General features: G+C 73.1%; 15 protein-coding genes. 4 read left to right on the top strand and 11 right to left on the bottom strand.

From position 1 onward, the window contains the following. Positions 1-95: 95 nt before the first annotated feature. Complete coding sequence (locus tag ACRQ4B_RS17070; protein WP_439692581.1) at positions 96-578, bottom strand: ATP-dependent zinc protease family protein; 483 nt, start codon at positions 576-578, stop codon at positions 96-98. Between the two features lie 86 nt (positions 579-664). Here ACRQ4B_RS17070 and rimK point away from each other — a divergent pair, with 86 nt between their 5' ends. The 4 genes from rimK (at position 665) to ACRQ4B_RS17050 (ending at position 6745) form a co-directional block, all read left to right on the top strand. Then, entirely contained in the window at positions 665-1843 is a 1179-nt protein-coding gene (rimK, locus tag ACRQ4B_RS17065; RefSeq protein WP_439692580.1) for a 30S ribosomal protein S6--L-glutamate ligase, read from the top strand. A gap of 68 nt (positions 1844-1911) precedes the next feature. Continuing rightward, positions 1912-2985 (top strand): 3-oxoacyl-ACP synthase III, encoded by a 1074-nt coding sequence (locus tag ACRQ4B_RS17060; RefSeq protein WP_439694430.1) that lies wholly within the window; start codon positions 1912-1914, stop codon positions 2983-2985. Continuing rightward, the gene (locus ACRQ4B_RS17055; protein ID WP_439692579.1) at positions 2982-5765 is read left to right on the top strand and encodes an alpha/beta fold hydrolase; all 2784 of its coding nucleotides are present in this window, start codon (positions 2982-2984) and stop codon (positions 5763-5765) included. Before ACRQ4B_RS17060 ends, ACRQ4B_RS17055 begins: the two co-directional genes overlap by 4 nt. Further along, positions 5762-6745, top strand: a complete 984-nt coding sequence (locus ACRQ4B_RS17050; RefSeq protein ID WP_439692578.1) for an NAD-dependent epimerase/dehydratase family protein — start codon at positions 5762-5764, stop codon at positions 6743-6745. The genes ACRQ4B_RS17055 and ACRQ4B_RS17050 overlap by 4 nt, the downstream gene beginning before the upstream one ends. Positions 6746-6851: 106 nt before the next feature. Here the strand turns inward: ACRQ4B_RS17050 and ACRQ4B_RS17045 are convergent, their stop codons facing one another. The 10 genes from ACRQ4B_RS17045 to ACRQ4B_RS17000 form a co-directional block, all read right to left on the bottom strand. Next, positions 6852-7499 carry a gamma-glutamylcyclotransferase family protein gene (locus ACRQ4B_RS17045; protein ID WP_439692577.1) on the bottom strand — a complete coding sequence of 216 codons (648 nt, stop codon included), beginning with the start codon at positions 7497-7499 and terminating at the stop codon, positions 6852-6854. Positions 7500-7588: 89 nt separating this feature from the next. Beyond that, positions 7589-7780, bottom strand: coding sequence for a hypothetical protein (locus ACRQ4B_RS17040; protein ID WP_439692576.1), 192 nt, complete (start codon positions 7778-7780; stop codon positions 7589-7591). A 39-nt stretch (positions 7781-7819) separates the two neighbouring features. Beyond that, on the bottom strand, positions 7820-8236 hold the full coding sequence (locus ACRQ4B_RS17035; RefSeq protein WP_439692575.1) for an MFS transporter permease: 417 nt from the start codon (positions 8234-8236) through the stop codon (positions 7820-7822). Next, positions 8233-9363, bottom strand: a complete 1131-nt coding sequence (locus ACRQ4B_RS17030; RefSeq protein ID WP_439692574.1) for an Asp23/Gls24 family envelope stress response protein — start codon at positions 9361-9363, stop codon at positions 8233-8235. The genes ACRQ4B_RS17035 and ACRQ4B_RS17030 overlap by 4 nt, the downstream gene beginning before the upstream one ends. 75 nt (positions 9364-9438) lie before the next feature. Then, positions 9439-9612, bottom strand: a complete 174-nt coding sequence (locus ACRQ4B_RS17025; protein ID WP_439692573.1) for a CsbD family protein — start codon at positions 9610-9612, stop codon at positions 9439-9441. An 88-nt stretch (positions 9613-9700) separates the two neighbouring features. Next, positions 9701-10264 (bottom strand): hypothetical protein, encoded by a 564-nt coding sequence (locus ACRQ4B_RS17020; RefSeq protein ID WP_439692572.1) that lies wholly within the window; start codon positions 10262-10264, stop codon positions 9701-9703. After that, positions 10261-10836, bottom strand: coding sequence for a DUF6286 domain-containing protein (locus ACRQ4B_RS17015; RefSeq protein ID WP_439692571.1), 576 nt, complete (start codon positions 10834-10836; stop codon positions 10261-10263). The genes ACRQ4B_RS17020 and ACRQ4B_RS17015 overlap by 4 nt, the downstream gene beginning before the upstream one ends. A gap of 9 nt (positions 10837-10845) precedes the next feature. Next, positions 10846-11160 (bottom strand): hypothetical protein, encoded by a 315-nt coding sequence (locus tag ACRQ4B_RS17010; protein WP_439692570.1) that lies wholly within the window; start codon positions 11158-11160, stop codon positions 10846-10848. After that, entirely contained in the window at positions 11157-11348 is a 192-nt protein-coding gene (locus ACRQ4B_RS17005; protein WP_439692569.1) for a DUF2273 domain-containing protein, read from the bottom strand. Before ACRQ4B_RS17005 ends, ACRQ4B_RS17010 begins: the two co-directional genes overlap by 4 nt. Beyond that, positions 11341-11796, bottom strand: a complete 456-nt coding sequence (locus tag ACRQ4B_RS17000; RefSeq protein WP_439692568.1) for an Asp23/Gls24 family envelope stress response protein — start codon at positions 11794-11796, stop codon at positions 11341-11343. The genes ACRQ4B_RS17005 and ACRQ4B_RS17000 overlap by 8 nt, the downstream gene beginning before the upstream one ends. Positions 11797-11860: the final 64 nt, after the last annotated feature.

Genomic DNA, 11860 nt, shown 5'->3' with positions numbered 1-11860 from the left:
GGGGCGGGCCCGCACCGCGCCTCCAGGCCGTCACCTGGTCACCCCGACAGCCGGGTCGACGCGCTCGAGCACGCCGACGGCAGCCGTGGTCCGCATCAGTCGCGGCCCCGGTTGCGGCGCCGGATCTCCTTCGGCGCCCGACCTGCCATGAAGGACCGCGCCGGGTCGACGAGGAACCCCTGTCGCAGCGCTTCGCGGCCGACGAGCATCCGGAACCCCATCTGGTCGCGGTTGCTCAGCGTGACCTCGGCCTCGAACACGCGGCCGGCGAGCGTCAACTGCGTCAGGACGACGATGCGCTCCTGCGTGTGTCCGGTCGAACTGCGGACGGTGCGCCGGTCGTGGACGTCGCACTCGATCGTGACGGCGTCCGCGTCGGTGTCCTGCCAGGGGTGCACCGAGAACCGGACCCGGTCGCCGGGGAGTTCTTCGAGGTCGAAGGCGTGCAGGGCCGAACTGCGGGCTCCGGTGTCGAGCTTCACCTTGATCCACGGGATCCCGAGGTCGGGCAGCGCCGCCCACTCCCGCCACCCGGCGACGACGAGACCGCCGTTCGGGGACTTCGGGACACGAGCCATGTGCCCATCCTGGTGCATGCTCGCCACCGGCGTCCGCATGCTTGGATGGAGCGTCGTCGTCGATACCAACCCGCGGAGCCGCACCGATGAAACTCGCCATCCTGTCGCGTGCCCCGCACGCGTACTCGACGGAACGCCTGCGGGCCGCCGCGATCGACCGCGGGCACGAGGTCAAGGTGCTGAACACGCTCCGGTTCGCGATCGACCTCACCGGGGACGACCCGGACCTGCAGTACCGCGGCAAGCTGCTGTCCGACTACGACGCGATCCTGCCCCGCATCGGGAACTCGATCACCTACTACGGCACCGCGGTGGTGCGGCAGTTCGAGCAGATGGACGTGTACACGCCGAACACGGCGAACGGGATCACGAACTCGCGGGACAAGCTCCGCGCGAACCAGATCCTGTCCCGGCACGACATCGGCATGCCGGCGACGACGTTCGTGAACGGCCGCGCGGACGTCCGCGGCGCGATCGAACGGGTCGGCGGCGCGCCCGTCGTGATCAAGCTCCTCGAGGGCACGCAGGGCATCGGCGTCATCCTCGCGCCGGAGGCCAAGGTCGCCGAGTCGATCGTGGAGACGCTGCACTCGACGAAGCAGAACGTCCTCATCCAGGCCTTCATCTCGGAGAGCCGCGGCCGGGACATCCGCGCACTGGTCGTCGGCGACCGGGTGGTGGCCGCGATGCGCCGCAGTGCCTCCGGTGACGAGTTCCGCTCGAACGTGCACCGCGGCGGCACCGTGGAGAAGGTCACGCTGACGCCCGAGTACGAAGAGGCCGCGGTGCGTTCCGCGCAGATCATGGGGCTGCGGGTCGCCGGTGTCGACATGCTCGAGGGCAACGACGGACCGCTCGTGATGGAGGTCAACTCGTCGCCGGGGCTCGAGGGCATCGAGCGCGCCACCGGCCTCGACATCGCCGGGGCGATCATCGACTTCATCGCGAACCAGGTCGCGTTCCCGGAGATCGACGTCCGGCAGCGGCTCTCCGTGTCGACCGGGTACGGGGTCGCCGAACTGCTCGTGCACACCAACGCGGACCTGGTGGGCAAGACCATCAAGGAGTCGGGGCTGTGGGACCGCGACATCACGGTCCTCACGCTGCACCGGGGCACGAGCGTCATCCCCAACCCGCGGAGCGGCGTCGCGCTGGAGCCCGGCGACCGCCTTCTCTGCTTCGGCAAGCTCGAGGAGATGCGCTCGATGATCCCGGAGCGGCGACGCCGTCGGAGCAAGGTCCGGAAGCTCCCCAAGGAGTCCTGACCGGGACCGATCAGCGCACCTGGATCGCACGTCCAGGCGGAATGCGGAAGTATGTGTCGGTGACGATCATGACGGAACGGCCGGTCGACCAGGCGACGAGCGACGATCAGGAGCGGCCGGGCAACGCCACGGCCAAGCACCAGAACGTCTCGCTGCTGTCCGTGGCGACCACCACGGCCGAGCGCGTGACCACCTCGGCGGACATCGAGGCACGCCTCCGCGGAGTCCTCCGCCGACTGCGGCTGCCGATGGGGCTGCTCGAGCGCGTCGCCGGGGTCACCGAGCGTCGCAACTGGGGCGAGGGCCAGACGTTCCAGGACGCCGCGATCGACGCCGGCCGTCGGGCGATGGCCGAGGCGGGCGTCCGCCCCGAGGACATCGGTCTCCTCATCAACACGTCGGTGACCCGGCCGCACCTCGAGCCCTCGGTGGCGGTCCGCCTGCACCACGGACTCGGGCTGCCGACGTCGGCGATCAACTTCGACATCGCGAACGCGTGCCTCGGGTTCGTCAACGCGATGAGCGTCGCCGCGGGCATGATCGACTCCGGTCAGATCAAGTACGCGCTGGTCGTGGACGGCGAGGACGCCGACCAGGTGCAGCTCAACACGATCGACCGCCTCAACCAGGGCGGCCGGAACCGCAAGGACTTCATGAGCGAGTTCGCCAGCCTGACCCTCGGGTCCGGTGCCGCGGCCGCCGTGCTCGGCCCGTCGGACGTCCACCCGGAGGGCCACCCCATCGTCGGCGGCGTCACCCGCGCGGCGACGCAGTGGTACGACCTCTGCGTCGGCAGCGTCGACGGCATGTTCACGGACGCGAAGATGCTGCTGAAGGGCGGCATGGAGCTCGTCGTCGCCGCGTGGAACGAGGCGCGTGCGCACTTCGACTGGGCCGACATGGACCGGTACGTGCTGCACCAGGTCTCCGACGTGCACACGAACGCCTTCGTCGAGGCCATCGGCATCCCGCGCTCGAAGGTCCCGACGACGTACCAGCGGTACGGCAACGTCGGTCCGGCGTCGATCCCGATCACCCTCGCGGACGAGGTCGCCCGGGGCGGCATCACGCGTGGGGACCGCGTGTTCCTCGGTGGCGTCGGCTCCGGCATCAACACGGCGATGATGGAACTGCGCTGGTGAGCTCCGGCCTCCCTCGCGTCGCCGCCGCAGCGGCTCCGGCGACGCTCCCGCCGCCCCTGCCCGGACTCGAGCCGGCCTGGTCCCGTCTGGTGGCGGTCCCCGGGGCGGACGACGGGCCAGGAGGCACGGCTCGCCCCGCGCGCACCTGGCACCTCCTCGACACGGCCGGCTCCCTGGCGGCGCTCGGCGCGGAACCCGTCGGCACGCTCCTCTGCGTGCACGGGAACCCGACGTGGTCCTACCTCTGGCGGTCGGTGGCGCGGCACACGCTCGACGTGGCGGCAGCTGGTGGGCCCGCCTGGCGGGTCGTCGCGGTCGACCAGCTCGACATGGGCTTCTCGGAGCGCACCGGGGTCCGCCGGAGGCTGCCGCAGCGCGTCGCGGACCTCGGCGCCCTGACCGACGAACTCGGTCTGACCGGACCCGTCGTCACCCTCGGCCACGACTGGGGCGGCGTGGTCTCCCTCGGCTGGGCCGTCGACCACCCGGACCTCGTCGTGGCGGTCGCGACGTGCAACACCGCCGTGCACCAGCCCGACGACGCCCCGATCCCGGCACCGCTGCGGCTCGCGCTCCGTCCGGAGCTGCTGGGCCGGGCGACCGTGCTGACGCCGGCGTTCCTCGAGACGACCCTGGCCATCGCGCACCCGAAGCTCGACCGGCCGACCGCGGACGCCTACCGTGCGCCGTACCGCGGCGCTGCCCGGCGCGGGGGCATCGGCGGCTTCGTCGCGGACATCCCCGTCGACGCGTCGCACCCGAGCGCCGCCGAGCTGGACCGGATCGCGGCGGGGGTCGCTGCGCTCGACGTCCCGGCCCTGGTCATGTGGGGGCCGCGCGACCCGGTGTTCCTGGAGCGGTACCTCGACGACCTCGTGGAACGGCTCCCGCACGCCGACGTCCACCGCTTCGAGGGTGCCGGGCACCTGCTGCCGGACGACGCCGACGTCGCCGGGACGGTCCTCGAGTGGCTCGGCGACCGCCTGCCGGACGGCCACGCACCCGCAGCCGACGACCCGCGCCTCCCGTCCGCACCCGCGGCTGACGGGCCCGAGTCCCGGGCCCAGCGACCGATCGTGGGCCCCGGGGCGCGAGAGACGTCGCCCAGCCCGGGTCTCGGGTCCGGCCAGCGGCCGCTCTGGGCGGCCCTCGACGACCTGCGCGACTCGGACGAGCCCGCGCTCGTCGAGATGGCCGCTGCCGGCGGCCCCCGGACGATCAGCTGGCGGCTGCTGTCCCGCCGCATCGACGAGGTCGCCGCCGGGTTGCTCGCGGTCGGCGTGCGCCCCGGCGATCGGGTGTCCCTGCTCGTGACACCGGGCGCGGACCTGACCGCGGCGCTGTACGCGAGCATCCGGATCGGGGCGACCGTCGTGGTCGCGGACGCCGGACTCGGCCTCCGCGGGCTGACGCGCGCGGTCAAGGGTGCCCGTCCGGACTGGGTCATCGGCGCGCTGCCGGGCCTCGGCGCCGCACGGGCACTCGGCTGGCCCGGCCGTCGGATCGCGACGGTCGCGCTGCCGGCACCGGCCCGTCGTGCGCTGCGGGTCGAGCACACCCTGGCCGCGGTGGCTCGACTCGGCGCACGTCGGCTCGCCGGCGGCGCCGCGCTGCCGGACGCACCCGATCCCTCGACGCCCGCCGCGGTCCTGTTCACGTCCGGATCGACCGGGCCGGCGAAGGGTGTCGTCTACACGCACCGGCAGCTCGGAGCCGTCCGTGACGCCCTGGCGGCGCAGTACGACGTCGGCGTCGGCACCGGTCTCGTCGCCGGGTTCGCACCGTTCGCGCTCCTCGGTCCGGCGCTCGGCGCGCGCTCCGTCGCCCCGGACATGGACGTCACGGCGCCGCGGACCCTGACGGCCCGAGCGGTGGCCGCCTCGGTGTCCGCAGCCGACGCCACCGTGGTGTTCCTGTCCCCGGCGGCGCTCGCGAACGTCGTGGCCACCGCCTCGGCCCTGACCGCGACGGACCGCCGGGCACTCGGGCGGGTCCGCTTGTTCCTGTCGGCCGGCGCTCCCGTGTCGGCCGCGCTGCTGACCGCGGCGACCGGCCTCATGCCGAACGCGACCGCGCACACGCCGTACGGGATGACCGAGGGCCTGCTGATGACCGACGTCGACCTCGACGGGGTGCGTACCGCCGCCGACTCGTCGGACGAGGGGATCTGCGTGGGGGAGCCCGCCGCGAACGTCCGGGTGCGGATCGCCCCGCTCGACGGCGAGGGCCTGCCCACGGGGAGCCTCACCGACGCCCCGGGTTTGACGGGCGAGATCGTCGTCGCGGCACCGCACGTCCGTGACCACTACGACCGGCTCTGGCGCACGAACCGGGTCTCCCGCCTCGGCGTCGACGACCCGCGTGGACACCGGACCGGCGACGTCGGACACCTCGACGCCGCCGGACGGGTCTGGGTGGAGGGACGCCTGCAGCACGTCCTCACGACCCCGCACGGTGTCGTGACCCCGGTCGGTCCCGAGCAGCGCATCGAGCGCGTCGACGGCGTCGGCCGCGCGGGTCTCGCCGGCATCGGGCCGAGCGGGACGCAGCAGGCCGTCGCGGTCGTGGAGACGACGGGCGGCCGTGCGGCACGACGACCGGCCCTCGCCCCGCCCGCGTTGGCGGCCGCCGTGCGGGCCGCAGCCGGGATCCCGCTCGCCGCGGTGCTCGTCGTGCCCGTGCTGCCGACGGACATCCGACACAACTCGAAGGTCGACCGCGCGCGGCTGTCCCGGTGGGCGGCCTCGGTGCTGGCCGGCGGACGCATGGTCCGCCCGTGAGGGTCCTCGTCACCGGCGCCAGTGGGTTCCTCGGGCAGGCGACGGCCGCCGCCGTGCGTGATGCCGGGCACGAGGTCCGGACCTTCCAGCGGCGTCCGTCCGGGGTGCCCGGGGTGTCCGACGTCCTCGGCACGATGACCGACGGCGCCGCCGTCGCCCGTGCCGTGTCCGACGTCGACGCCGTCGTCCACCTCGCCGCGAAGGTGTCGCTCGCCGGCGACCCGGCGGACTTCGCCCGCGTGAACGTCGACGGCACCCGGACGCTCGTCGACGCCGCCCGCGCCGCCGGGGTCTCACGGTTCGTGTTCGTGTCCTCGCCGTCCGTCGCGCACACCGGATCGTCCCTCGTCGGGGCGGGGGCCGGACCGGCCGAACCCGAACGTGCCCGCGGGGACTACGCCCGGACGAAGGCGGCGGCCGAACTGCTCGCCCTGGGTGCGGATGCCCCCGGGTTCGCGGTCGTCGCCGTCCGCCCGCACCTGGTGTGGGGGCCGGGCGACACGCAGCTCGTCGGACGCATCGTCGAGCGTGCCCGGAAGGGCCGGCTGCCGTTGCTCGACTCGGGTGCCGCCCTCATCGACACGCTCTACGTCGACAACGCCGCGTCCGCGATGGTGGCCGCCCTGTCGCAGGCCACCGACGACGGTGTGCACGGCAACGCCTACGTGGTGACGAACGGCGAGCCGAGGCCGGTCGGCGACCTGCTCGCCGGGATCTGCACCGCGTCCGGGGTCCCCGCACCCCGGGTGCACGTGCCGGCGGGTGTGGCGCGCTTCGCAGGGTCACTCGTCGAGGCGGTCTGGCGGGTGCGTCCGGGGGAGGACGAGCCGCCGATGACCCGCTTCCTGGCGGAGCAGCTGTCGACCGCGCACTGGTTCGACCAACGCCGGACCCGTCACGACCTGCGGTGGACCCCCACGGTGTCCGTCGACGAGGGGCTGGAACGACTGGCCGCAGCCGCGCGACCGAGCCTCGGCTGACCGGACACTCCACGCCTCCGGGAGCCGCGACACTGTCCGCTGAGCCGAACCTCGGCCACGGCCACGGCCACGGCCACGGCCTCGGCCACGGCGGTCCGGCCCGGCGTCAGGCGTCGGCTGCGACGTAGACCCAGGCGGTGTCGCCGGACGCCAGGGTGACCTTGATCCGCTGGTAGTCGGCGACCTCGTAGTCGTCGACCGCGCGGAGCTGCCAGTCGTGCGCGAGCAGCAGGGAGGCGCCCTGCACCCGGTCCTCCGGAGTACCGCGACGCAGGATCGGGTGTCGGTCGGATCCACTGGTGCGGACGACCTCGGGGTCGGTGATCGTCACCCAGTCGAGGCGCCACCCGGGCAGCGCGTCGTCCTCCGTCGGGACGTGCCCGCCGAACAGCGACTCCTGCACGAGCGGTTGCCGCAACGTGCCGTACGAGAACACCCGGTGCGCACGACGCACCATCCATGCCTCGGGTTCGACCTGCTTCGCTGCGATCGTCGGTGTGGACGTCCAGACCAGCGCGCCGGCGAGTCCGGTGAGGCCGAGGTGGAGCAGCCCGACGACGCCCAGCACGCTGCCCCAGACCACGCCGGAGTCGTCTCCGAGGCAGCGGTTCTGCGGCCAGGTCTCCGTGTCGGAGAGGCACCCGTACCGGTTCGTGAGGCCGACGACGAGTCCGATGACACCGACGACGAGGCAGAGCAGCGCGAACGCGCCGAGACCGATGACCCAGCGCTGGCCGGGTGAGAGACGCTTCACGTCGCGAGAGTAGCGGACTGGAGGCGCGGTGCACGTGATCCGGTCGGCTCACGTGCACCGCGCCTCCAGTCGGTCGAGCGGTGTGCGGATCAGTGGCGGCGGTGCGCCGCCTTCGCGATCTTCTTGCCGAGCTTCTTGCGCCCCCGGCGTGCGTGGGGGTCGTTCCAGATCCGACGAGCGGTCTCGGACTTCGACGTCTTGATCACCGGACGGTTGGCGCGGGCGCCGAACCAGAACCCGATGAGGACGATCGCACCGATGACGATGATGCGGTTGCGCATGTGGGACTCCTTCGTTGGTGGTGCACGTGGTCCGGCTGGTCAGCCGGTGAAGCGTTGCCAGAGCTCCGTGACGATGGGCCAGACGTCGCCGGCACGGTCGGCCGACCCCGCGGCGACCAGCACGACGGGGACGGCGGTGACGGCGATGCTCACCAGCACGGCGAGCACGACCGCGATCGTCGCCGTCACGGTGTGCCGGCGGGTGAACGCCAGCAGGAGGAGCGCCAGCACGACGACGGCGCCGAGCACCGCGGTGATCGTGACCCGGACGAAGGGGAAGGGGACGAGCCCGGCGGTCGTGGCGGTCACACCGCCGAGGAACCCGACGAGCGGGAGGAACGCTCCGAGCACGGTGCCGAGGACCAACACGATGCCGATCCCGCCCGCGATCCAGACGCCGCGCGGGCGGGGCCGGCGGACCTTCGTCCGCCGGCTGCCCGACCAGGCGGTGGTCACGGCCGGTCCGGCCGCTCGGCAGCCGCAGCCGCAGCCGCGTCCGTCGAACCGGGGTCGGCCGTGTCCGTCGTCTCTGCCGTGGCCGCTTCGGTCGAGGCCGGCTCGGTCGTGGTCGTCGCCGCTGCTGCATCGGCGGAGCGCGCCGCTGCGTCGGCCGCGTCCTCGGCGGCGTCCGCTGCGTCCTCGGCCGCGTCGGCCGCTGCTGCTGCACGGTCGGCCGGTGTGGCGGACGTCACGGCGTCCCGTGCACCGGCAGCAGCGTCCTTCGCGGACTCGGCTGCGTCGGCGGCGAGTTCCGACGACCGGGCAAGTGCACCGGCGGCGGCGTCGCCGGCCCGGTCGCTGACGTCGGCCGCGCCGTCGACGGCACGCTTCGCTGCGTCCGCCGTGGCCTCGGCTGCATCGCGGGTCACGTCGGCGGTCGCGTCCGCGGCGCGCTTGGCGGCATCCGCCGTGACCGCGGCGGCGTGCTCGGCGGCGTCCGCCGTGGCGTCGGCAGCCTGACGCGTGACGTCGGCGGTTGCCTCGGCGGTGCGCTTCGTCGCCTCCGCGGTGGCCGTCGCGGCGCGCTTCGTGGCGTCGCTGGTCACCTCGGCCGCCTGCTTGACGGCGTCACCGGTGGCGGTCGCGGCGTGCGTCACCGCGTCGCGGGTGGTTTCCGTCGCGTCCTTGATCGCGTCGCCCGTGGCGGATGCCGCACGCTCGAGGGGCGAGGGCTCGTCGTCGAACGGACCGTGCACGTCGAGCACGGTGACGTCGACGGTCGTCGGGACGTCCGACACCTGCCGCGTGGCTCCGGCAACCTGCTTCCGGACCTCGTCGGCGACGGCGATCACGGGGTGGGGGTAGCTGACGACGATCGACACGTGCACGTCGAGCGTGCCGTCGACGTCGTCGACCTGCACGCCGGCGGTGCCGGCGCTGCGGCCGAGTTGCTGCCGGACGCGGTCGGCGGCCCGGGCGACGGTCCCGCCGAGGTGGTGGACCCCAGCGACGCCGAGGGTGGTCTCCGCCGCGGTTCGCGCGACGATCGTGACGGTGCTCGCGTCGTCGGGCAGCGGCTCCGTGAGCGCCGCGGGCAGCGTCACCTCGGTGACCTGCGTGTGCGCGTTCGGGTCGTGCTGCATGGTTCCTCCTCGTTCGGTTCCGCCGGAACGCATCGGGGCATCCGGGTCGCGGGTGCCCCGACGCGGTCCACGGGCTTACTTCTTGAAGACGTCCTTGACGTCCTCGCCGGTCTGCTTGACGCTCGCGGAGGCCTGGTCCTTCTTGCCCTCGGTGACCTTGGAGTCGTCGTTGGTGGCGTTGCCGACGGCTTCCTTCGCCTTGCCGGCGAGGTCCTGGGCAGCGTTCTTGATCTTGTCGTCGAGACCCATGAGGGTTCCTTTCATCGGTCGGGCGTGCGCCCGGTGGTTGGTGATCGTGGTGGGCCGGGAGGCCCGGGGCGCGTCCGGCTGACGGCTGTCAGTGGACGCGGGTCGACTTCGCGAGCGCCGATCGGGTCCCGCCGGTGAGGTGCACCAGGACCGGGACCTGCCGGCCGAGGGTGCGGTCGAGGACGGAGACGGCACGGTCGACGGCGTCGAGGACCGTGACGGCGTCGCCACCGCGACGGACCGCGACGCGGATCCGGGCGGCACGTTCGCGGCGGACCAGGTAGGTGTCGACGCGGGAGCCGACGACGTCGCGGACCCCGGCGAGCTCGTGCTCGACGACGTCACGGACGAGGGCGACGTTCACGGTGACGGCGTCGTCACCCGAGCGTTCACGGACGGCGACGGAGGTGCCGCCGCCGCCGCGGGTGAACGCCCAGAGCAGTGCGAGCACGATGACGACGAGGCAGGCAGCAGCGACGATCCAGAGCGACGACGCGGGCACGTCGAGGCGGGTCGGCAGGTCCACGACCGGCTTGATCGCGTCCTGGACGGCGGGCAGCACGCCCGCACCGATCGTGAGACCGGCGACGACGGCGACCAGGCCGAGGACGAAGAGGATGATCCGGTTCATGGTCCGGTTGCTCTTGGTCATGCGAGTGTCCCCTTGTCCTCGACACGGACGCGGATGCTCCGGCCGAATCGTTCGTCGAGCCCGCTGAGACGGTCCCGGACGGCTGCCTGGACGGCGTGCTCGTCGACCGGGATGCCCGAGACGGGCACGATCCGGACGTCGGTGCGGCGGCCGCGCGCGGTGGCCGAGGCGTTGCCCTCGGGAACCCCAGCGGCGATGCCGGCGGCGTTCGCTGCGGTGGAGGCGACGATCCGGGTGTCGATGACGACGGCACCGCGGTCGTGCTGCACCACCGAGCGGTGCTGGCGGCCGGGCTTGAGGGCCAGGACGATCAGCACGATCCCGAGGACCACCAGCACGACGGCGATGACCTCGGCGATGGTGACGAACGCGGCGTCGGGTCGCAGTGCGGCGTCGACGGCGGTCTGCGGATCGGCCAGCAGCGGGGGGCGCCCGAGCGCCTGCAGGACCGATTCGGTGCCGATCCAGGCGGCCACCAGGGCGAGCACCACCAGCGCCACCGCGACCGCGGTGGAGCGGGATCGGTGGACGCTGCGACGACGGATGCGTCGTTCGACGGAACCGTTGCTCATGATGGTCTCCTAGCGGGTTCGGGACTCGCGCTCGCGCACGATCCCGGTGAGTTCGATGTGGGCACTGCCGACACGGCGGCCGGTGAGCTCGCTGACGCGGCTCTTGACCTCCTCGGCGACCCGGGTCGAGCGGGTGACGATGTCGTCGCCCGCGGCGATCGGGCCGGTGACGTCGAGGGCGATCGCGCCGGAGGCGTCGCCGAGACCGACCCTGACCCGCTTGGCGGGGGCGCCGAGCCGTTCGGCTGCGACGGCCCGCGCCAGCGAGGTCAGTGCACGAGCGGTGATCTCGACGCGGCCCGGGACGTCCGGGCCGGCGTTCACCGGGAGCTCCGGCGTCCGGTCAGGACGTCGGTCAGGGCACCCCGGTCGATGCGGCCGGTGACGAGCGCGGCCACGAGGGCCCCGACGGCACCGAACACGATCACCAGGACGAAGCCCCAGAAACCGAACTGGAGTGCGACGACGGCGAGGATGGCCCCGATGAGGGCTCCGATCATCGTGTTACTCAACGCGCGACTCCTTCTTGTCCTCGTTGTCGTCGTCGTCACCCGGGATGAAGACGTCCTGGACGGTCACGTTGACCTCGGCGACCTCCATGCCCACGATCTGCTCGAGGGCACGCGACACGGCGGAGCGGACACCGTCGGCGACCTGCTGCAGGGCGACGGGGTACTCGGCGACGATGACGATGTCGGCGGCGACCTGCTTCTCGCCGACCTCCACCTTCACGCCCTGGCCGAAGTCACGCTGGCCGATCGCGTCACGGATCGCGCCGATGGCACGAGCGGCGCCGGTGCCGAGCGAGTGGACACCGTTCACCTCGCGGGCGGCGATGCCGGCGACCTTCGACACGACGGTGTCGTCGATGACGGTCTTGCCGGTCACGGCACCCGAAGCGTTGGTGGTGTTGGCGCGGGGGGTGGTCGCGGCCGGGATGGTGGTCGTGGTGTCAGCCATTGTTCGTTCCTTCCGTTCGTCCCGCCGGGCGTTCCCAGCGGTTGCTGTTCACGGATGAGACGGG

Source organism: Curtobacterium sp. SP.BCo (genome assembly GCF_051903265.1).
GTDB lineage: Bacteria > Actinomycetota > Actinomycetes > Actinomycetales > Microbacteriaceae > Curtobacterium.
The sequence above is the reverse complement of the archived record's forward strand: the minus strand, read 5'-3'. Positions and strand labels throughout refer to the sequence as shown.